Genomic DNA, 21,518 nt, shown 5'->3' with positions numbered 1-21,518 from the left:
CGGGCATCGGTCCCACCGGCGCCGACATCTTTCTGCGCGAAGTACAGGACATCTGGCCCGAGGTGTCGCCCTATCTGGACGAGAAGGCGCTCCAGGGCGCCCGGCGGCTGGGCCTCACGGACGATCCGGCGCGTCTGGCGCGGTACGCGGAGCCGTCGCACGAGTCGGTCCTCGCCGCCGCCCTGGTCCGGGCGGCCCTGGACAGGAAAGCCGCCGAGGAGTGCCTGGTGGGGGCCGACCGGGGGCACGGCCGCTGATCGCACGGCCGCTGATCGTACGGGTTACGCCCTGCCTGGGCGGGGCTCCGCCACGGGCATGGCGGTACGGCCGGGGCGGGGTCCGGGTCCGGGTCGGGGCGGGCTCCGGGTCCCGGCGGGCCGACCGGTGCCCCCGGGCGGTCGCTCGGGGGCACCGGTGTGCTGTTGGCGCTCGGGTCGTGTCGTCGGAGTTCCGCGCGCCCGGGCCCGCTCTCCGGGCGGACGGCGCGGCTCTGACGACGCTTCCTAGCGTCCGGTCTGCCGACGCGCCCGGTCGGCGGTGTTCTCGACCGCCTCCTGGGTCTTTCCGGCGATCTGTTCGCCACGGCCCTCCATCTGGGTGCCGCGGTCGCCCGTGGCCCTGCCCGCGGCTTCCTTCAGCTTGCCCTTGGTCTGTTTGGCCTTCGCCTTGGCCTTACCCATGACGTGGTCCTCTCGTACGGTTCGGAAAGGGGTGAGAGGTGAGGAAGACATCGCCTCCATGACCTCCAGTAGTCATGTCACCACACTGTGCGATGTTCGGCTCTTCGGAGAGGCCGAGTACGGTCAGCCCGGTGAGCGGTCCCTGGGAGGGTGCGTGGTCACCGGCCCAGCAGCTCGTCGGAGATGATCTTCATCTGGATCTCCGACGTACCCTCGAAGATCTTCGTCAGCCGGGCGTCGCGCCAGTAACGCTCCACCGCGAAATCGGTCGTGTACCCCGCACCGCCGTGGATCTGGAGACCCTCGCTGGTCACCCGCTCGGCCATCTCCGTGGCATGCAGCTTCACCATCGACGCCTGGACGTTGGACGGCTGCCCCGCGTCGTAATCCGTACAGACACGGTGCAGCAGCGCACGGGACGCCTCGATCCGCGTCGCCATGTCGGCGATCTTGAAACGGATCGCCTGCTTGTCGGCGATCGGCTTCCCGAACTGCACCCGCTGACCGGCGTAGGCGATGGAGTCCTCCAGCGCCCCCCGCGCGAGTCCGATGGCCCGCGCCGCCGTATGGATCCGGGCGATCACCAGGTCACCCATCGCGACCCGGAATCCCCCGCCCTGCTCACCGACCGTCATCCCAGGCTCCACCCGCGCCCCCTCGAAGGACAGCTCCCAGGTCTTCCAGCCGTGGTATCCGATCTTGCGTACGGGGGTGCCGGTCACCCCATCGGGCAGCGTCCCCCGCTCCTTCGGCATCAGAAAACAGGTGATGCCCCGCGAGCGGTGCGCCGGATCCAGGGGCTCGGTGCGGGCGAAGACCTGGAGATAGTCGGAGCCGTCGGCGAAGGTGCACCACATCTTCTGGCCGGTGATCCGCCAGCCGTCACCGTCCCGCTCGGCCCGGCACCGCAGATTCGCCACATCGGAACCCGCCTCCGCCTCCGACAGCGCGAACGCGCTCAGGAACTCCCCCCGCGCCATCCTCGGCAGATAGTCCGCGCGCTGCGCGGCATCGAAGCCATGCGTGAACTGCTGGCCCCGCGCGATCAGACTCGCGACACTCATCCACCCGCGCGCCAGCTCCTCCACCACCAGGGCGTACTCGCAGACCCCGAGCCCCAGACCGCCGTACTCCTCCGGGATCAGGATGCCGAAGAACCCCAGTTCGGCCATCTTGGCCCGCAGTTCCATCGGGATCTCACCGGCCACCGGGTCCAGTTCGTTCGCCACCGGCAGCACCTCCTTGGCCACGAACTCCCGCGCCAGCGACCGGATCGCCAGCCGGTCCTCGCCGAGGAAAGGGGCGTTCTGCGGGGTGTCGTCGCGTGTGGTCACCGGTGCTTCCTTGTCCGCCCGTCCGGGCCGAGTCGTGGTACCCGGACGCGCGAACCCCGCCCGTCCGGAGCGTGAGGACGGCACCCCTGAGTCAGCGAGAGCCGTACGCCGCGACGTCAGCGGTGTCGGGACGTCGCGCGGGCCCGCCCGGGGCCCGGGCTCGGGTGCACCCGGTGCCGGTCCGGGGTCCGCCGGTGGGCGATCCGGCTCCGTACGGACCGTTCATCCGCACGCTATGTCACCGATCATCATCAGTACATCCTTGAGATGCCTTTGACCGTGATAGACAACCCCTATGGATCGTCGCCATCTCACGTACTTCATCGCGGTCGTCGAGGCCGGCAGCATCTCCGAGGCAGCCCGGCGTATGCATCTCAGCCAGCCCTCCGTATCCCAGGCCATCAAGGAGTTGGAGCGGGAGCTGCGTACCCCGCTCATCCAGCGCGGGCGCACCCTGACCCTGACCGCCGCCGGCCGCGCCCTCATCGGGCCGGCCCGCCGGACGCTGCGCGCCTTCGATGGAGTGCGGGCCGCGGTCGAGCAGGTCGACCGGCTCACCTCGGGCGTCCTGGACCTCGCGATCGAGGCCCGGCTCGGCGTCGACCCCACGCTGTCGCTGATCACCCGGTTCCGGGAGCGCCACCCCGGGGTGCGGCTGCGGATCCATGAGGCCGCGCCCGATGTGGAGGGCCTGGACAGTCTGCGCCGGGGCGAGGCGGAGCTGCTGCTGCACAGCCGTGCCGCCGCCTACCCCAAGTACCGGTCGGTACGGCTGCCGCTCAGCGAGACCTTCGCGGTGTTCCCGCCGGGCACCGAGCCGCTGCCGGACGGCCCGCTCCAACTGGCGGACCTCGTCGGCCGCAATATCGTGATGGGGCTGGCCCGGCAGTCGGAGCTGCGGGTGTGGTTCGCCGCCGAACTGGCCGCCCGCGAGCTGCCCCCGCTCAGCGTCGTCGTGGAAACGGTGCACCGCGAGGCGATCGTCCCGCTCGTCCTCGCCGGGGTGGGCACCACCGTCCTCCCCGAGGCGGAGGCACGGGCCGCCGAGCGTCTGGGGGCCGTCGTGAGGGCGCTGGACTTCGTCGTCCCCCGCACCTGCTACCTCCTGCACCGGGGTGACCCGCTCTCCCCGGCGGCACAGGCGTTCCGCGACCTGGCCGCCCCGGAGCAGGCCCCCGGGGCGGCGGACACCTCGGAACCGGCGTGAACTCAGCGGTTCACGTTCAGCCGCGGAGGCCGAAGGTCTCGGAGAAGCGGCCCACCATCAGGTCCGCGCCCTTGTACTGCGCGGTCACATCGGGGCCCAGCAGCTCCCCGCCGGGCAGTTCGGCCGCGCCGCCCGACGGGCCCAGCGGCAGCAGGATGGCCGCCGGTCCCGGCTCGTACGCGGCCAGTTCCGTACCGCCGGCGATCAGGGACGTGATGTTCCCCGCGATCACTTCGGCGTGCTGGATGGCGGCGCCGGCCCGCTTGGCCTCGGCCACATCGGTGATGTCACCGAGGGCGAAGACCGTGGTCTGGCCCTTGACCTGGAGGCTGGGCGTGACCTCGACATGCCCGCTGGCCAGCCGGGCCCCGGCGAGCGGCCCGGCGAGATAGTCACTGGCCGGGGTGACCCCGTAGGCGCGGAACCACACATCCGCGCTCACCTCGGCGCCCGCCCGGGTGGTGACGGTGAACGCCTCCGCCGTTCCGGTCTCGGTCGGCGGCTCCTGTGCCAGCGAGTCCCCGAGGCGGAGTTCGATACCGAGGCCGTCAAGCTGGCGCAGGATCTCCTTGCGGAACGGGTCGGAGTAGTCGCTCAGAATGCCGGGCGCCGGGTCGATGATGACGACCTGCTTCCCGGGCCACTGGGCCTTGATCTCCCCCGCGAATTCGAGCCCCACCGGCCCCGCGCCGAGGATCAGCACCCGGTCCGCCGCGGTGAGCTGCTTCCGGGTGCTGCCGAACTTCTCCAGCGATGCGGCGGAATCGTCCAGATCGCTCTTCGCCGGGAACGGGTAGCCGGAGCCTGTGGCCAGCACGATGTAGTCGGCGGCCAGCTGTCCGCCCGTACCGAGCGTCACCGACCGGGGCTCGACGCGGACGGCCCGGTCGCGTACGACCCGGCCCTTGCTGAGCAGCCGGTCGTAGGGCAGGAAGATCCCCGGCGCGAAGTCGGCGTCGACCGCCGCGCGCAGGGCACCGACATTGTGCAGAAAGGCGTCCTTGGGCTCGACGAGCGTCACATCGGCGATGTCGTCCAGCGCCTTGGCCGCGGCGCTGCCGCCGTATCCGCCGCCGATGATCACAACTTTGGGGGGCATGGAGTCTCCAGTACAGGTATGAGTGCGGTATCGGTCCCGGGGTCCGGGGTGCGACCAATCTCAGAACTGTACGGCTGTTGAGTTTTATTCCGGGGGTGCCCCGGCATGACGCCCCGGGGCCGTCGGCCCACCGGGTGCTCGCGTCCGGCTGGTGGTCCCGTGGTGCCGCGCGGGTGGGGCGAACATCGCCAGCAGTGCCTGACCAGCGTCCGGGAAGGGGGCCAGACGGTACCGTTCGGGCGGCTCCGCCCCCATCAGATGGCGTACGAGATAGTCCCAGCGGCGGCGGATGACATACGGCTCGTAGCCATGGAATCCGTGCTCGGCCCCGGGCACGATCAGCAGGTCGAAATCGGCGTTGGCGGCGATCAGGCGGGCCACGAGGCCCATGGTGAGATGCGGGCTGACGTTGTCGTCCAGCTCGCCGTGGACCAGGAGCAGTTTCCCGGTGAGCCGGGAGGCGAGTTCGCCGTTGTCGGCCTGGGCGTAGGTCCGCTCGTCGTAGGGGCCCTGGTACGCCTCTCCCCAGAGCGCCTGGTAGAAGCGCTGGTCGTGGTTGCCGCACTCGGCGACCCCGACCGTGAAGAAGTCCGGGTGGGTGAGCAGCGCCCGTGCCGTGGCGAAGCCGCCGCCCGAGCGGCCGAAGAGGCCGACCCGGCCGAGGTCCAGCCAGGGGCGGGTGCGCGCCAGCCCGCGCAGGGCGGCGACATGGTCGTCCAGGCAGCCCGCGTCACCGAGTCTGCCGTACGACAGATCGTGGAAGGACTTGGCACGGCCCGGGGTGCCGCGCCCGTCGAGCGCGACGACGGCGAACCCGAGCGCGGCGACCGCCTCCGCGTCATAGCCGTAGGGACCCGGGTCGAACGTGGGCCGCACCCGGTGGGTCTGCGGGCCGGGATAGGGGTGGTCGACGACCGGATAGCGCCGGGCAGGGTCGAATCCGTACGGCCGGTACAGCACACCGTGGATATCGGTCACCCCGTCGGCGGCCTTGACCCGGAAGCGCTCGGGCGGCTGCCAGCCCGCCGCGACGAGCCGGGACACATCCCCTCGCTCCAGTTCCACCATGACGGCGCCGTCCCAGGAGCGGACCGTGGTGACCGGGGGATGCTCCGGGGTGGAGGCGCTGTCGATGAAGTACGCCCCGGACGGCGGCAGGGTCACCGTGTGGTCGAGTTCGTCGTCGGTGATCCGGGTGAAGCCCGATCCGTCGAGGCCGACGCGGCAGAGCTGCCGCGCATAGGGGTCGGCCGCCACCAGCCCCGACGCGAGGAAGAAGACGACGCCCGCCTCCTCGTCCACGCGCACGATCTGCTGGACGGCCCAGGCACCGCCGGTGACCCTTCCGGCAGGACGGGGCGAGGCAGCGCCTTCCGCCGCGCGGCCCGGAGCGGAGTCCGCCGCGTGAGCCGGGGCAGCGCCTTCCGCCGCGCGGCCCGGACCAGCCGGGGTCACATCGTAGAGATAGAGATGCCCCCAGTCGTCGCGCTGGGAGTACCAGAGCACTTTCCGGCCCTGGTCGAGCACCCTGACCATGGGGTCCTGGAGGTACTGCTGCGCGGGCTCGGTCCTGGTGGCCGACGACTCCTCGACGAGCAGGCGTACGGCTCCGGTCACCGCGTCGAGGCGGTACAGGCTCAGGGTGCGGTAGTCGCGGGACTGGTCGAGGTAGTACACGGCGAGTCCGCCGTCGTCCCACCAGATCTTGCCCTGGAAGACCGGTGACATATGGGGGACGAGTACGGTCGCGTCCTCGGGCGCGAGCGCGGTGCCGGTCTCGATGTCGAGGACGACGACGACCGCGGTGGGGAGTTCACTGTCCCCGGGCACGGCGAAGCGGGTGGTGTGCAGGGCGGGCCGGCCGCCGTCCGGTGGCGCGGACTCGACCAGATGCATCGGGAGTACGGCGCTCTGGTCGAGCCGGTGGGTCACCAGCCGCCGTGAGTCGGGCGACCAGACGGCGGCGGGCGGCAGCGCCTGGACGCCGAGGTTGCGCAGGGTGATACGGAACCCGGCGGCATCGGGGTTGGTGGCGTAGGGGCGGTCCGGGGTGCCGTCGTGGGTGAGCCGCCGCTCATCGCCGGTCGCGACCGAGCGCAGCCACAGATCGTGGTCCCGGCAGAACGCGGCCCACCGGCCGTCCGGGGAGCGCGCTTCCGCGGCACCGGCCGGGTACCCGCCCGCCGGATCCCCGCCCGCCGGCTGTTCGTCCACCGACGGTTCGTTCGCCGACGGTTCGTCCCCCCACTCACGGGTCCCGGCGCGGGGGTCGACGACGACCACACGCGGCCCGTCCCCGGTCTCGGTCCGGTACCAGAAGCGGTCGCCGTCGAGCCAGTTCGGTACGACCTTTCCGCCGAGGACGAGCCGGGACCGGTGGTGGCCCAGGAGTTGTTCGGCACGCCGGTAGTCATCGGCGTGGAGCGCTGGCGTCGGCATGGCTGCCCTTTCCGCTGGTTCGGTTCCAGGTTCCGCTGGGTCGGTCCCGGGTGGGGCGGGTGAGGTGCTCAGAGACACACGGTGACACGGCCCACCACCCGGTAGGCGTCATCCACCGCCGGGAGGACGTCCCAGCGGTCGAGGGTCGAGCAGGGGTGCGAGATGCCGAAGCCGAGCCGGTCGCCCACGGCGAGACCGTGGTCCGGCGGCACCCGGAGATAGGCGTGCTGGTCGTTGAGGCCGACGACCTCGATACCGCCGGGGAGGTCCTTCGGCCGGCCGTCGCGGGTGCGCAGGGCGGCCGGGACCGGGTGGCCGGCGTCCGATCCGGTGTCCCTTCTGCCGAAGTCACAGATCGCGGAGCCCGGTTCGGGCAGGGACAGCACACTGCTCCACAGTTCCAGCGCGGGCCGGAGCCTGCGGAGTCCCGGCTGGTCGAGCGGTGAGACATCCGCGTACATGCCGTGGTCGTGGAACGCGTAGCCGCCGCTGCGCAGCACCAGCCGGCACCCCGCCGCACGGGCGGTGGAGGTGAGGAAGGTGTCGACCACGGCGTCGAAGAAGGAGCTGCCGCCGAGGGTGACCAGCGCGCGTTCGGCGGGGACGAGCCCTTCGGCGGTGAGGTGTCCGGCGAGTTCGAGGGCGTCGAGCGTCAGCTCCCGTACCCGCCGGAGTGTGGTGTCGTCGCGCGCCGTGCCGAGCAGGCCCTCGAAGGCCGCGACGCCCGCGAGGGCGAGCCGGGGGGCCGCGCGGCTGATCCGCCGGGCGACCGGGAGCGCTTCGGCCACGGAGCGGGCGCCGCATCGGCCGCCGGGAGTGCCGAGTTCGACGAAGACCCGCAGCGGGTTACGGACGGCTCGCGGTTCGTGTTCCCGCATCGCCCGGTCCAGCAGGGCCACCGCCTGGGGTGAGTCGGCGAACACATGGATCTCGGCGGGGTCGCCGGGAGCGGCCAGGGCTTCGGCGATCCAGGCGAGACCTGCGGGGTCCACCACCTCGTTCGCGATCAGGATCGTGCGGGCTCCCCAGCCGTGGACGACCCTGGCCTGCCGGGCGTTGGCGACGGTCAGCCCCCAGGCGCCCTCGCGGTGCTGGAGGGCGGCGACCTCGGGCGAGAGCGCGGTCTTGTTGTGCGGTGCCAGCAGGACGTCGTGGGCGTGGCAGTACAGCGCCATCGCGTCGATGTTGCGGCGCAGATGGGAGTCCCGGACCAGGGCGACGGGCGAGGGAGTGCCGTCGCCGAAGACGGAAGGCGCCCCCGCGCCGACGTCGCCCGGCGGGGACGGCCGGTCCCCGCCGCCCTGCTCCCTGCCGCCCTGTCCCGCACCGTCCAGTCCCCCGCCCTCCGGCCCTCTGCCGTCCAGCCCCTTCCCGTCCAACTCCTCACCGTCCGGCCCTCTGCCGATCAGCCCCCTGCCGTCGAGTGGCGCCCCCTTGGGCGGTGTCCCGCTCCCCCGACTGTCCTCGAACGGTCGCATCCGCTTTCCTCCCGGTCCGGTGACGGGCCCCTCCGAGCCGATGTCTGGCGCACCCGGAGTCCCGCTGTTATTCTCACGGCATGACGGGCGTCACGCAACTGAAAGATAAAGATGGCAGGCTGGCCCTCGACTGGCAGATGCCGTCCACGAGGCAGAACAGCCTCATCACCGATCTCTGCCTCCAGTACCTGGCACAACTGGGTGACTGGCTGCCGTCGGCCGGATACGTACGGCTGCTCGGAGACCTCGGGGTCCCGGAGAACAGCGCGAGAACGGGGCTCCACCGCATGACGAAGGGAGGGTTCCTCGGCCGGGAGACACGCGACGGTGTGAGCGGATACGCGCCGACCGCCGACTGGCGCCGCTATATGAGCAAGCGCTACCCGGAGCTGCTCGACGACCACGACGAGCCGTTCACCGGATGGACCCTGCTCAGCTTCTCGATCCCCGAGTCACGCCGCGCGGACCGGCATGTCCTGCGCTCCTCCCTGGCCCGTCAGGGCTTCGGTACCGTCGCGAACGGGCTGTGGGTCCGGCCCGACAGCACCCGCGCCCCCGTCGCCGAACTGATCGAGCAGCTCGGCTTCAGCGAGGACGTCCACCTCTTCACCGCGGCCCGGTACCAGGGCTCCGGGGATCTGCGCACGTTCGCCTCGCAGTGCTGGGACCTCGACGCCCTCGACCGGCAGTACCGGGACTTCATCACCGAGCGCCAACAGCGCGACCCCGCCGGCCGGCCGGCCGCACCGGAGCCCCGGCAGGCTTTCACCGATCTCACCGCCACCCACAACCAGTGGCGGCTGATCGTCCAGGCGGACCCCCGGCTGCCCGCCGAGGCCCTGCCCGCCGACTGGACCGGGCACGATGCCCGGGCCCTGGTGGAGAACCTCCTGACCACCCTGTACGCGCCGGCGCTCGCCCATGTCAGGGCGACGCTCGACGCCACCAAGACCAGATCACGGCGGAGGCAGTCCGAGCGGTAAGCCTGCTCCGTCCCGTGGTCCCGCGAATCCCGTCCACGTCCACCCGGCGCCCGGCCTGAAGGCAGGCCGCCGGGTGATGAGGAGACACAGATGAGGGCTCCACGACGTTCCATAGCCGCTGCCGTGTGCTGCGCATTCGCCCTCGCGGCCTGCTCCGGTGGAACGAACACCCCGAACCAGCCGGCACCCGAGCCGGGCGACCCCGCCGGGCAACCGATCTCGGTACGCCTCCCGGCCGGTCCCACCGATATCGATCCGCACACCACCAACCAGGCGATCGGCCGCGAACTCGGCTTCTACACCTACGACACCCTGCTGCACCTGCGGAACGGAAAGATCGTCAGCGGTCTCGCCACCGCATGGCGCCAGGACTCCCCCACCCGGTACACCTTCGACCTGGATTCCCAGGCCACCTGCGAGGACGGACACCGGCTCACCGCCGCCGACATCAAGGCGAACTTCGACCGGGTGCTCGACCCGAAGACCGGCGGCCCCTTCGCCGCCACCTTCCTCGGCAGCACGGACCTCAAGGTCGGTGTCGCGAAGGAGAAGCCGCAGGAAAGGAAGCCGAAGGAGGGGAAGCCGAAGGAGAGGCTGACCGTCGACCTGCCGTCGCCGAACAGCGATCTGCTGACCGGACTCACCACCTTTCCCAGCATCATCTGCCCCCAGGGCCTCAAGAACCCCAAGGCCCTGACCACCAAGACGTTCGGCACCGGCCCCTGGACCCTCAAGGAAGCCGTACCCGGCGACCACTACACGATGAAGCCCCGCAAGGGCTACACCTGGGGCCCCGGCGGAAACACCACCTGGGACGTCCGGACACCCACCGAACTCACCCTGAAGGTGGCGGAGAGCGAGTCCACGGGCGCCAATCTGTTCCTCAGCGGACAGCTCGATGTGACATCCGCCGCGGGCAGCACCCAGGACAGGCTCCGCACCTCCGGCGATGCCTTCTCCCGCCGGACCAGCCGGGCCGTCATCCACCTCTACTTCAACCAGCGGGCCGGGAAGAAGCCGGCCGACGCGCGGATCAGGGCAGCACTCACCCGGGCCGTCGACCGTACGGCCCTGGCGAAGGTCGCGATGGACGGAAAGGCCGCGCCCGCGCCGAGCCTGATCCTCGACTCCGCCCCCTGCTACGACAAGGGCGCGGGCGGGCGGCTTCCCGCGTACGACCCCGCCGCGGCCGAGCGGGACCTCGCCGGGAGCGGACTGCGTATCAAACTCCTGGCGTCGAGCAGCAATCTCTCCGGCGAGGTGGCGACGGCCGAGTTCCTGGCCGATGCCTGGAAGCGCGCCGGTGTCGACGTCACGATCGACACCCCCGACGGCGCCACCGCGGTGGAGCGCCTCTTCTCCGGGAGCGACTGGGACGTGGCCGTCCTCGCACAGAGCGGTATCACCGTCCCCAGTGTCCTCACTCCCTATTTCTCCGGTCCTGCCGCTCCCCAGGGGCGGAACTTCAGCTCCATCGGCAACCCCGAGTACACCCGGATCGCCGCCGAGGCGCTCGCCGCGACCTCGAAGCCCGCGGCCTGCGCCGCCTGGAGCAAGGCGGAGGCCGCTCTGTACGGGCGGACCGATGTCGTCCCGCTCTACTACGACGTGGTCCGCTACTACGGCAAGGGCGTCTCCTTCGATGTCGGCGGCTTCACCGGGTACACCATCGTGCCGACGAGCTTCCGGGTGACCCGCTGATGTCCGCCGTCGGCCGACTGCCCGGCCGGGCCCGGAGCCGTATCCCCCTGCTGCCCCCCGGCGCGGGCGACTGGGCGGGGTTCGTCCTGCGCCGCCTCGCCCAGCTCGTCGCGGGTGTCGCCGTGCTCGCCACCGTTGTCTTCCTCGCGCTGCGCGCCGTCCCGGGCGATCCGGCCCGGCGGATCGCCGGGGCGAACGCGACGGACGCGTACGTACGGCAGCTCCGGGACGACCTCGGCCTCGACCGCCCGCTGCTGGAGCAGTACGGAGCCTTCCTCGGCCGGCTCGCCACCGGCGACTTCGGCGACTCGTTCACCAGCGGCCGTCCCGTCGGCGATGTCATCGGCGAGCGTCTGCCGGCGACGGCGTCGCTGGCCGTGGCCGCCTTTGTGGTGATCATGCTGTGCAGTCTGGTCCTGGGGCTGCTGGCCATCGCGGTCACCCGGTGGCGGCCCGGCCGGACCTGGGAGCGGATCTTCGCGGGCGGCACCGGAACGGTGGCGTCGATTCCGGAGTTCGTCGCGAGCACCTATCTCATCCTGGTGTTCGCGGTGTTCCTGTCCTGGCTGCCCGCCGGGGGGAACCAGGGGCTGACGGCCATGGTCCTGCCGGTCGTCGCCCTGAGCCTGCGGCCCGTCGCCGTCCTCACCCGGATCGTGCGGGCCGAGGGCCTGGCCGCCTTCGAGTCCGACTACATCCGGGTGGCGCGGTCGAAGCGGCTGCCCGCAAGGCTGATCTATCTGCGTCATCTGCTGCCGAACGTGCTCACCAGCAGTCTGACCGTCGGCGGGCTGCTGCTGGGCGCCATGCTCGGCGGCACGGTGATCGTCGAGAATCTGTTCGCCTGGCCGGGCCTCGGCAGCCAGGTCGTCGCCGCCGTCGTCGCCCGCGACTACCCCCTCGTCCAGGGCATCGTCATCGTGCTCGGCACGGCCGTTCTGCTGATCAACGCCCTGGTCGATGTGGTGCTGGCGATCGCCGATCCCCGTTCGCTGGTGGTGTCGCCATGACACACACGATCTCCGCGCGGGTGCCCGCCGGAAACCGGACGAGGACCTGGCGGTTCGCCACCGCCGTCGCCGTCCTGGCCGTACTCGCCCTGATCATGCTGGCGCCCACCCTGATCGGTGACGCCGCCACCAGGGCCGTACCCGCCGAGGCACGGCAGGGTCCCAGCGTCCGGCACCTCCTCGGCACCGATACCCTCGGCCGGGACGTCCTGCTGGGGACCCTCGCGGCGGGCCGCCTCAGCCTGACCCTGGCCGTCGGTGCGGCGCTGCTCGGCGCCGTCGTCGGATTCACCGGCGGGGCGCTGGTCAGTGTGCTCCCCGCGCGCTCCCGCCAGTTGCTGATGCGGGGCATCGATGTGGCGATCTCCTTTCCGCCACTCGTCCTCGCCCTGCTGCTGACCACCGTCATCGGCGTCGGCGCCCGGGCCGTGGTGATCGCCGTCGGACTGGCGCTCGCCCCCGGGTTCGCGCGGACGGCCGCCACACTCGCGCTGTCCATCGGCGGCCGGGAGTTCGTCACCGCGTCGAAACTGCTCCGGGTGCCCGCGCACCGCGTCGTCCTGCGGCACATCATCCCCAATATGTCCGCCACGCTGGTGATCCTCGGCTCCGTCGCCATCAGCAACGGACTGATCGCGATCTCCGGTCTGAGCTTCCTCGGCATCGGCGTCCAGCCGCCGTCGGCGGACTGGGGGCGGATGCTGACCCAGGGCCTGGACCAGATGTTCACCCAGCCCGCCCTGCCCCTGGGGCCGGTGACGGCCATTCTGCTCACCGGGATCGGCATCAGCTTCGCGGGTGAGCGGCTCGCCGAGCGGCTCGACCCGCTGCGGCGGTCCGCCGCCCCGGCCCGGCCGGTTCCCCCGCCGCGTACCGCACCGGCCGCCCGGCCGCCGGAGCCGTCGGAATCGGCCGTACTCGCCGTCCGGGGCCTGTCCGTCTCCTATGCGGCCGACGGCGAACGGGTGCCCGTGCTGCACGACATCGACCTCACACTCGGCGGACACGACTCGCTGGGCATCGTCGGTGAGTCCGGCAGCGGCAAGAGCACCCTGGCACTGGCGGTGGCGGGCCTGCTGCCGCCCGGTGCCGAACTCTCCGCGGCCGAACTGCGCTTCAAGGGGCACGATCTGCTCGCCCTCGACGGCGGGCCCGATCCACGGACCGTGGAGATGTCCTTCGTCCCGCAGAACCCTGCGACCGCGTTCAACCCGGCGCTGCGGCTCGGCCGCCAGCTGACGGAGTCGGTACGCCACCACCGGAAGGTGCCCCGTAGGGCGGCAACCGCCCAGGCCGTCGCCAAACTGGACGAGGTCGAGATCACCGAACCGGCCATGCGCCTCAAGCAGTACCCGCACCAGCTCTCGGGCGGCATGCGCCAGCGCGCGCTGCTCGCCATGGGGCTGATGGGCGAACCGTCCGTCGTCCTCGCCGACGAACCCACCACCGCGCTCGACGTGGTCGTGCAGGCCGGGGTGCTCGATCTGATCCGCGAACTCCAGGACCGGTACGAGCTGAGCCTGGTGCTGATCTCGCACGATGTCTCGGTCGTGGCCCAGGTCTGCCGCCGGATCGCCGTGATGTACCGGGGCCGGATCGTCGAGCAGGGCCCCACGGCCGAGGTGCTCGCCAACCCCCGGCATCCCTACACCCAGGCGCTGATCGCCGCCGTGCCGACACTCGACATGGACATCGGCGCGGATCTGGCCGGCGCCCACAGTCCCGGCGGCACCGGATCGGGCAGCGGCACCGAGGCCCCCGGGGACCCGGCGGACCCGGCAGACCGCACGATCCCGGCGGACCCCATGCTCCCGGCGAACCCGGCGGGCGGTGGATGCCCCTACCGGGCGCTGTGCCCGATCGCGGCGGAGCGGTGCGCCGACTGGGAGCCCGCCCTCCATCCGGTCGGCGCGTCCCACCGGGTCGCGTGTCTGACCGCCGAACCCCACACCACGCCGGAGGACCACCAGTGACGACCTTGACAGCCCGGAACGTGACCGTCGGCTTCGGCCGCGGCCACAAGTCCGTCACCGCTCTCGACGATGTGGCACTGACCCTGGAACAGGGGGCCCGTATCGGGGTGGTGGGGGAATCCGGTTCCGGAAAATCGACGCTGGCCAACGCGCTGTTCGGACAGGTGCCCCTGGCGAGCGGAACCATACGCCTCGACGGCAGAGCGGTCGAGCTGCGGCGCGGCCGGGACCGGGCCCTGCTCTACCGCAGGCTCCAGATGGTGTTCCAGAACCCGTATCTGTCGCTCGACCCCCGGCTGCGGATCGGCCGCTCGCTGCGGGAGGCGCTGGAGCACCGCGACGGGGAGCGTTCGGCGCTGCCCACCACGGCGGCGATGCTCGCCCAGGTCGGCCTCCCCGAGCGGACCGCCCGCGCCTATCCCCATCAGCTGTCCGGGGGACAGTGCCAGCGGGTGGCCATCGCGCGGGCGCTCGCCGCGGCGCCGGACATCCTGGTCGCCGACGAACCGACGACCGCTCTCGACGTCACCACCCAGGCATCCGTGCTGACCCTGCTGCGGGGCCTCAACCGCGAGACGGGCATGGGGATGCTGTTCATCTCCCACAACCTTCCCGTGGTGCGCTATATGACGGAGACCGTGCATGTCATGTACGCCGGGCGGATCGTCGAGTCGGGCCCGACCGTGAGCGTCCTCGGCGCACCGCGCCATCCCTACACCCGGATGCTGATCGACGCCGTCCCGTCCCTCACCGGGCCGCGCGTCCTCGCTCCCGCGAGAACATCGCCCGACCCACCCGCCCAGGACCGGGGGGCCGGCTGTGTTTTCGCAGCCCGCTGCCCGCAGGGCCCCATCGGCCGGCCGGAGCGTACGCGATGTCTGCGCACCCGCCCCGCTCCGGCGGACCGGGAACCGGGGCACACCACGGCCTGCCACTTCCCCCTGTCCGGGGACACCACCACCCAGGAACCGACACCCATGACCGCGAACAGGGGGACCCACCCGTGAGCCCGCACCACAGGGACCGGACCGCGCTGCAGGAACTGCTGGAGGAGACCGCGTACGGCATGGGGATCGCCGGGGCGCAGCTCGCGCTCGCCGTCGGCGACGACCTCATCGAGTGCGCGACCGGGCGGGCGAACGCGCTCACCGGCCATCCGGTGACACCGGACACGATCTTCCAAGTGGGTTCCACGACCAAGCTGTTCACCGCGGCACTGATCATGCAGCTCGTGGACGAGGGCCTGCTCGGGCTCGACACCCCGGTCGCCCGGTATCTGCCCGATGTCCCGCTGGCGTCGTCGCCTGAGGCGGCGGACATCACCCCGAGGCAGCTGCTGTCGATGACCAGCGGGCTGGACAACGGCCCCTACCGGGACACCGGGCGGGGTGACGAGGCGGTCGCCGCGTACGCCGGACTGCTGGCCGGGATTCCCCTGATCTCGGCGCCCGGCGAGCGGTTCGGCTACAGCAATGCCTCCACGGTCGTGTCGGGCCTGCTGATCGAGCGGCTGACCGGAGAGACCTGGGACGTGGCGCTGCGGTCGCGGCTGCTGGAACCGCTCGCGCTGCGCCGGACGGCGACCCTCCCTGAGGAGCAGGTCTACCACTCGGTCGCCGTGGGCCATGACGCGGGCGCCGGGCCCGCCCGGCTGCGGCGGCCGTGGATCATCGGCCGCGGGATGGGCCCGGCCGGGACCACCCTGTGCGCCGCCGCCGGTGACCTGGCGCGGTTCGGTCAGGCCCTGCTGGGCGGCGGGCGCCCACCCGGCGGGCCCCGGGTGCTGTCCCCGGAGTCGGCGGCCACCCTGCACACCCGGACCGCCGACGTACCGGCGAAGTGGTTCGCGGACGGCTGGTGCGTCGGTCCGTTCCACAAGACCTGGGACGGCACCGATATCTACGGGCACTCGGGCACCAACATCGGAGGTTCGTCGCTGCTGCTGTGGGTGCCGGACCACGACGCCGTCATGGCGGTGACGATGAACGTCCCGGCCAGGGGGTACGAGTTCACCGACCGGCTCCTCGGCCGGCTCTTCCCCGATGTGCTGGGGGTCGCCAAGCCGTCCCGGCCCCGTCCCGACGACCTCCGTACCGTCGACACCGGCCTCTACACCGGCAGTTACGACAGCTACGGCTTCCGCTACGAGGTGTCCGGCCACGACGGCAGGCTCTTCCTCACCAGGAACGCGCTCAACGGCGACAACTTCGAGCAGCGGGACGATCTGCCGCCGCTGACGACCGAGCTGAGGCCCATCGGCGAGCACCGCTTCTTCCCGGGCGACGACGAGATCACCACCCATCACACCTGGGACATCGCGTTCGTCTTCGACGGCTCCGGCGGCACCGACGGATTCAACGGCACCGGCGGATTCAACGGCGAGAAGCGGGCGAGCGGGCTGATGAACGGGGCCTTCGGCGCGCGGAGGGCGGTCAGGTGACCGGCTATCCGCGTACCCCGAGGACCACACCCACCCGCAGGCGCGAACTCGTCGGCTACGACTCCGGGGCGGTCCACGCGGTCCTGGACGAGGCGCTGATCTGCCATGTGGGATTCGTCGTCGCGGGCGAGCCGGTGGTGCTGCCGACGACCCATGTACGCGTCGGCGACCGGGTGTACGTCCATGGCTCCACCGCGGCGCGGCTGCTGCGCACGGTGGGACCCGAGGGCGTCCCGGTCTGCCTCACCGCCACCCTCGTGGACGGACTGGTCCTCGGGAAGCGCCACTTCACCCACTCGCTGAACTACCGCAGCGTCGTCGTCCACGGCCGCGCACAGCTGGTCGGGGACGCGCGCGAACGCGCCGAGGTGCTGGCCGCCCTCGTCGACCATGTCGTACCGGGGCGCTCGGCCGACAGCACCGCGCCCGACGCACGGGAGCTGGCGGCGACCGCGCTGCTGAGAATCCCGCTGCGGGAGTCGTCGCTGAAGTCGCGTACGGGCCCGCCCGTCGAACCCGGCACCGACCCCAGCGGCGAGGGCACGGCCACCGGTTCCGGCGATGACCACTGGTCGGGCGTCATCCCCGTCGCAGTGGCCTTCGGCCCGCCGAGCCCCAGCGCGGCGGCACCCGGCGCACCGGCCTATATCGAGCAGTACACGCGCCCGCGTCCCCCGGACGCGGGCCCGAACGGCAAGGACACACCGTGAACGACTACGAGCCCTTCCTCGGCAGCTGGACCGGACCCGCGCCCGATACCGTCGGCGGCCCCGTACGCATCACCGTTCGTGCCACCGGCGCGAGCGGTCCGCCCGAAGTGGTCCTGGGGTTCGAGGCGCTGGGCGCGCCCACCCCGCTCACCGGCGTCGGCATCGAGGGCGGCAGGCTCACGGGCGGCATGGGCCCCACCCGGCTCGCCGTCGAACGAACCGGCCATACCCTCACCGGCTCCCTGACCTCGGCCGTCCTGCCCGATCTCGACTTCGAGCTGCGCCGCGGCCACCCCAGGGACGGGGTCTTCTCCTCACCGCTGCGGACCCCGGACAGCGGTGGCGGCCCGGACCGGCCGCCCACCGGGACGGCGGGCGCCCTGGTCGAGGCCGTCGAGGACGGCAGGCTGCCCTGGGTGAACAGCCTCCATCTCATCGAGGGCGGCGAACCGGTCCTGGAGGAGTACTTCTACGGGCGCGGCCCCGAGAATCTCCAGTCGCTGCAGTCGGTCACGAAGTCCATCACCGCGCTCCTCCTCGGCACCCTCGTGGCCGAGGGGGCCATCGCCATCGACGATCCGGTCCACCGCCATCTGCGGCACCGCAAGGGCACCCGCTGGGTGGACGAGGCGTACGGCATCACCGTCCATGAACTGCTGTCGATGTCGGCGGGACTGGAGTGGGACGAGGTCAACACCCCCTACTTCGACCCGGCGAACGACGCCACCAGGATGAACGGCGCCCCCGACTGGATCGAGTACGTCCTCGACAAACCGCTCACCTCGCGGTACCGGCCCGGGGACTTCTCCTACCAGAGCGGTCTGTCCCTGCTGATGGGCGAGGTCATCCGCGCGGTGACCGGGCAGCCCGTCCCGGAAGCGGCCCGGCAGCGCCTGTTCGAGCCCCTGGGCATCGACCGCTTCCACTGGATGACGATGCCGGACGGCACCTGTCACACCGGCGGCGGACTGTGGCTCAGGCCCCGGGACTTCGCGAAGTTCGGCCGGCTCGTGCTCGCCGGAGGTGTCTGGGAGGGCCGGCGGATCCTGCCGGCGGACTGGATCGACCGGTGCACCACCGAGCAGTCCGCGCCGAGCGCGCCGCATCCGCTCGTACCGAGGATGGGGGCGTACGGATACCAGTGGTGGCTGCTCGACACCCCCGTCGGCGGGCGGACCGTCCGCTCGGCGAGCGCGCTGGGCCACGGCGGTCAGATCATGCACATCCTGCCGGAGTCCGGCACCGTCGTCGTCGCCACCGCCCACGACTGGCTCGGCGCGAGCGAGCTGACGAACGCGCTCCTCGACCTGGTGCTGCACCCGGGCGGTGCACGATGAGCACACCCGAGAACCCGCTCCGGCAGCGCCCCGCCTATGTGGTGGGCGTCGCGGAGGCGCCCCTCGGCCTGGTGCACGACCAGAGCGAGAACGCCATGGCCGCCCTGGCCGCACGGGAGGCGCTCGCCGAGGCCGGTATGACCCTGGCGGACGTCGACGGTCTGTTCGTCAACTACATGGGCGACGAGGGCACGGTCCAGCTCGGCGAGTATCTGGGGATCCAGCCCCGGTACGCCGACTCCAGCGACCTCGGCGGCGCCGCGTTCGACGCGTACGTCCACCACGCGATGCTCGCGCTCGCGACGGGCCGGTGCAGCGTGGCCCTGATCGCCTTCGCCTCCCGCCAGCGCACGAAGCGGCTCCGGTCCCGGTCGGTGGGCCCGCCGGGCACCCTGATGGCCCAGTTCGAGGCACCCTACGGAATAGCCGCGCCCATGGGGCACTTCGCCCTGCTCGCGGCCCGGCACAGGTACGAGTACGGCACCACGTCGGAGCAGCTCGCCGAGGTCGCCGTCGCGGCGCGGCAGTGGGCACGTCACAATCCGAAGGCGTGGCGGCGCGACCCCCTCACCACCGATGACGTACTGGCGTCCCCGTGGATCTCCGAGCCGCTGCACAAACTCGACTGCTGTCTGCTGCTCGACGGCGGCGGAGCCGTGGTCCTGACGACCGCCGACCGGGCCGCCGACGCGGTCAAGCGTCCGGTCAGGGTGCTGGGGGCCGGGGAGAGCCACACCGCGTGGCACCTCTCCCAGCAGCCCAGTCTCACCACGACCGCAGCGACGGTCTCGGGCCGGGAGGCGTTCGGGCTGGCCGGGATCACCCCGGCGGACGTCGATGTCTTCGAACCGTACGACGCCTCGACGATCAATGTGCTGCTGGCGCTGGAGGATCTCGGGTTCTGCGGGCGCGGCGAGAGCGGGGAGTTCGTGGCGGCGGGCAGTCTGCGCCCCGGCGGGGCGCTGCCTTCGATGACCTCGGGGGGCGGGCTCTCCTACAACCACCCCGGCGCGTTCGGTGTCCAGCTCCTCGTGGAGGCCACCCGCCAGTTGCGGGGCGAGTGCGGCGAACGGCAGGTGCCGTCGGCCGAGGTGGCCGTGGTGCACGGCATCGGAGGGCTCGCATCCGTGGCGGCGACGGTGGTGCTCGGCCGTGACTGAACCGACCGTGTGGGACGTGACGGAACCGATGGTGGACGACTTCCAGGACCCGACCACCGCGCCCTACTGGGCCGCCGCGCGCGAGCACCGGCTGGTGCTCCAGCGGTGCGCCGGCTGCGGGGCCTTCCAGTTCTATCCCCGCCCGTTCTGTCTGACGTGTCAGTCCGACGACGTCGGCTGGGTCACCGCCTCCGGCCTGGCCACCGTGCACTCGCAGACCACCACCCATATCCCCGTCACCCCCGAGCTGACCCCGCCGTATGTCGTCGCCGTCGTGGCGCTCGACGAGGGCCCCTGGCTGGTGACCAACATCGTCGGCGGTGCCACCCGGATCGGGGAGCGGGTGAGTGTCGACTGGCGGGAGCGCGCCGAAGGACCGCCCGTGCCCGTCTTCCGGCCGCTGCCGTCCGAAGGAGCATGATCATGCCCATGTCGTTTCCGGCCCGCCTGGCGGAGCTGGCCACCGAGGACCCCGGCGGGGTGGCGCTGGTGCTCGTACGCGCCGACGGCCGGGAGGAGTCCATGACCTGGGGGGCCTTCGACCACCGGGTGCAGGCGGCGGCCCGGCTCCTGCTGCGGTCGGGTGCCACCCCCGGCTCGACCGTCGTCATCGGCTACCCCAACAGCCTGGAGCACTCGATCGCCACCTGGGCCTGCTGGGCGGCCGGCTGTCTCGCCCTGCCGCTCAACCCCCGGATGCCCCAGCGGGAGCGGGACGCGCTGCTGGCGCTCGCGGACCCGGCCGTGGTCCTCGCGGACTGGGGCGGCCCGTCGGCCGTCGACCGTACGGCCCTGCTCGCGGCGGCCTCCGCCCGTCCCGCCGGCGCCGGCAGACTGCCCGACACCCTCTCGCACCCCGGCAAGGCCGTCGCCTCCGGGGGCTCCACCGGAACACCGAAGATCATCGTCGATCCCCGGCCGTGGACCGGTGAGCCGGATCAGGTCGTCGGCGAGCTGGGGCGCCGTATCGGATTCCAGCGCGCCCGCACCTCGCTGGTGCCCGGTCCGCTCCATCACAACATGGCGTTCTCCTGGGGGAATCTGGCGCTGTTCGCCGGGCAGCGGACCGTCCTGATGGAGAGGTTCGACGCGGCGCTGCTGCTGGATCTGGTGCCGCGCCACCGGGTCGAGTTCATGACCCTGGTGCCGACGATGATGCAGCGGTGCGCCCGGCTCCCCGACGCGGACCGCAGGGATCTCTCCTCGCTCCTGGGGGTGGTCCACTCGGGCGCGGTGTGCCCGCCGTGGGTCAAGGAGGCATGGCTCGGACTGGTCGACCCGCGGATTCTCTTCGAGGCGTTCGGCTCGACCGAGGGGCTCGGCGGTGCCCTGATCCGCGGCGACGAGTGGCTCAACCACAAGGGCAGTGTGGGCCGTCCCGCCGGGTCCGAGATCCGGATCCTCGACGACGAGCGCAATCCGGTGGAGCCCGGCGAGATCGGCGAGATCTTCGTCAAGGCGGGCGGGCGGCCGTCGACGTACCGCTATCTGGGAGCGGCGCCGGCCGAGGAGACCTCCGACGGTTATCTGAGCCTCGGCGATCTCGGCCGGTTCGACGAGGACGGCTATCTCTACATCTCCGACCGGCGCGTCGATCTCATCATCAGCGGCGGGGTCAATGTCTATCCCGCCGAGGTGGAGGCGGTGCTCAGCGAACACACCGCGGTGGCCGACGCGGTCGTGGTCGGCGTCCCCGACGACGAATGGGGCAGACGGGTGCACGCGATCGTCCAGCTCGTGCCGGAAGCGCGGGCCACCGCCGGCGAACTCGGCGACTGGTGCCGGGAACGCCTCTCGCCGCACAAGCTCCCCAAGAGCTTCGGCTTCACGGCGGCCCTGCCCCGCGACGAGGCAGGAAAGATCAGGCGCTCGGCACTCGCGCGCCAGGCCGAGCAGACACTTTCCGAAGGGAACCGATCATGAGCGGGCGGCTGGACGGACGGGTGGCGATCGTCACGGGCGCGGGC

At 71.9% G+C, this 21,518-nt stretch carries 17 protein-coding genes and 1 pseudogene; 13 read left to right on the top strand and 5 right to left on the bottom strand.

Annotated features, from left to right (window positions below; all coding sequences use genetic code 11):
• Positions 1-257 (top strand): annotated as a pseudogene (locus ACWF94_RS09010) (endonuclease); the annotation flags it as partial.
• A gap of 246 nt (positions 258-503) precedes the next feature.
• Here ACWF94_RS09010 and ACWF94_RS09005 read toward each other — a convergent pair.
• Together ACWF94_RS09005 and ACWF94_RS09000 are read right to left on the bottom strand one after the other, a co-directional pair.
• On the bottom strand, positions 504-680 hold the full coding sequence (locus tag ACWF94_RS09005) for a CsbD family protein (RefSeq protein WP_453486154.1): 177 nt from the start codon (positions 678-680) through the stop codon (positions 504-506).
• A gap of 158 nt (positions 681-838) precedes the next feature.
• Positions 839-2,014: an acyl-CoA dehydrogenase family protein gene (locus ACWF94_RS09000; protein ID WP_453486152.1), complete on the bottom strand. Its 1,176-nt coding sequence runs from the start codon at positions 2,012-2,014 to the stop codon at positions 839-841.
• Between the two features lie 295 nt (positions 2,015-2,309).
• Here ACWF94_RS09000 and ACWF94_RS08995 point away from each other — a divergent pair, with 295 nt between their 5' ends.
• Entirely contained in the window at positions 2,310-3,221 is a 912-nt protein-coding gene (locus tag ACWF94_RS08995) for a LysR family transcriptional regulator (protein WP_453486150.1), read from the top strand.
• Between the two features lie 16 nt (positions 3,222-3,237).
• Here the strand turns inward: ACWF94_RS08995 and ACWF94_RS08990 are convergent, their stop codons facing one another.
• The 3 genes from ACWF94_RS08990 to ACWF94_RS08980 all read right to left on the bottom strand — a co-directional run bounded on the left by ACWF94_RS08990 (position 3,238) and on the right by ACWF94_RS08980 (position 8,237).
• The gene (locus ACWF94_RS08990) at positions 3,238-4,320 is read right to left on the bottom strand and encodes an FAD-dependent oxidoreductase (RefSeq protein ID WP_453486148.1); all 1,083 of its coding nucleotides are present in this window, start codon (positions 4,318-4,320) and stop codon (positions 3,238-3,240) included.
• An 84-nt stretch (positions 4,321-4,404) separates the two neighbouring features.
• Positions 4,405-6,759 carry a DPP IV N-terminal domain-containing protein gene (locus tag ACWF94_RS08985; RefSeq protein WP_453486146.1) on the bottom strand — a complete coding sequence of 785 codons (2,355 nt, stop codon included), beginning with the start codon at positions 6,757-6,759 and terminating at the stop codon, positions 4,405-4,407.
• A 68-nt stretch (positions 6,760-6,827) separates the two neighbouring features.
• Positions 6,828-8,237: an alanine racemase gene (locus ACWF94_RS08980; RefSeq protein ID WP_453486144.1), complete on the bottom strand. Its 1,410-nt coding sequence runs from the start codon at positions 8,235-8,237 to the stop codon at positions 6,828-6,830.
• A gap of 80 nt (positions 8,238-8,317) precedes the next feature.
• Here ACWF94_RS08980 and ACWF94_RS08975 point away from each other — a divergent pair, with 80 nt between their 5' ends.
• The 11 genes from ACWF94_RS08975 (at position 8,318) to ACWF94_RS08925 (ending at position 21,474) form a co-directional block, all read left to right on the top strand.
• Positions 8,318-9,220: a PaaX family transcriptional regulator gene (locus ACWF94_RS08975; RefSeq protein ID WP_453486142.1), complete on the top strand. Its 903-nt coding sequence runs from the start codon at positions 8,318-8,320 to the stop codon at positions 9,218-9,220.
• Between the two features lie 90 nt (positions 9,221-9,310).
• The gene (locus ACWF94_RS08970; RefSeq protein WP_453486140.1) at positions 9,311-10,921 is read left to right on the top strand and encodes an ABC transporter substrate-binding protein; all 1,611 of its coding nucleotides are present in this window, start codon (positions 9,311-9,313) and stop codon (positions 10,919-10,921) included.
• The gene (locus ACWF94_RS08965; RefSeq protein ID WP_453486138.1) at positions 10,921-11,931 is read left to right on the top strand and encodes an ABC transporter permease; all 1,011 of its coding nucleotides are present in this window, start codon (positions 10,921-10,923) and stop codon (positions 11,929-11,931) included. Before ACWF94_RS08970 ends, ACWF94_RS08965 begins: the two co-directional genes overlap by 1 nt.
• Positions 11,928-13,904: a dipeptide/oligopeptide/nickel ABC transporter permease/ATP-binding protein gene (locus ACWF94_RS08960; RefSeq protein ID WP_453486136.1), complete on the top strand. Its 1,977-nt coding sequence runs from the start codon at positions 11,928-11,930 to the stop codon at positions 13,902-13,904. Before ACWF94_RS08965 ends, ACWF94_RS08960 begins: the two co-directional genes overlap by 4 nt.
• The gene (locus tag ACWF94_RS08955; protein WP_453486134.1) at positions 13,901-14,911 is read left to right on the top strand and encodes an ABC transporter ATP-binding protein; all 1,011 of its coding nucleotides are present in this window, start codon (positions 13,901-13,903) and stop codon (positions 14,909-14,911) included. Before ACWF94_RS08960 ends, ACWF94_RS08955 begins: the two co-directional genes overlap by 4 nt.
• Positions 14,908-16,344 (top strand): serine hydrolase domain-containing protein, encoded by a 1,437-nt coding sequence (locus ACWF94_RS08950; RefSeq protein ID WP_453486133.1) that lies wholly within the window; start codon positions 14,908-14,910, stop codon positions 16,342-16,344. Before ACWF94_RS08955 ends, ACWF94_RS08950 begins: the two co-directional genes overlap by 4 nt.
• Complete coding sequence (locus tag ACWF94_RS08945) at positions 16,341-17,054, top strand: pyridoxamine 5'-phosphate oxidase family protein (protein WP_453486131.1); 714 nt, start codon at positions 16,341-16,343, stop codon at positions 17,052-17,054. Before ACWF94_RS08950 ends, ACWF94_RS08945 begins: the two co-directional genes overlap by 4 nt.
• Positions 17,051-18,391: a serine hydrolase domain-containing protein gene (locus tag ACWF94_RS08940; RefSeq protein ID WP_453486129.1), complete on the top strand. Its 1,341-nt coding sequence runs from the start codon at positions 17,051-17,053 to the stop codon at positions 18,389-18,391. The genes ACWF94_RS08945 and ACWF94_RS08940 overlap by 4 nt, the downstream gene beginning before the upstream one ends.
• Complete coding sequence (locus tag ACWF94_RS08935) at positions 18,388-19,551, top strand: acetyl-CoA acetyltransferase (protein WP_453486128.1); 1,164 nt, start codon at positions 18,388-18,390, stop codon at positions 19,549-19,551. Before ACWF94_RS08940 ends, ACWF94_RS08935 begins: the two co-directional genes overlap by 4 nt.
• On the top strand, positions 19,544-19,972 hold the full coding sequence (locus ACWF94_RS08930) for a Zn-ribbon domain-containing OB-fold protein (protein WP_453486127.1): 429 nt from the start codon (positions 19,544-19,546) through the stop codon (positions 19,970-19,972). Before ACWF94_RS08935 ends, ACWF94_RS08930 begins: the two co-directional genes overlap by 8 nt.
• A 2-nt stretch (positions 19,973-19,974) precedes the next feature.
• Entirely contained in the window at positions 19,975-21,474 is a 1,500-nt protein-coding gene (locus tag ACWF94_RS08925) for an AMP-binding protein (protein WP_453486125.1), read from the top strand.
• Positions 21,475-21,518: the final 44 nt, after the last annotated feature.

The organism is Streptomyces sp. NPDC055078 (assembly GCF_053607985.1).
Note: the sequence above shows the minus strand (reverse complement) of the source record. Positions and strands in the feature narration are given on the sequence as shown.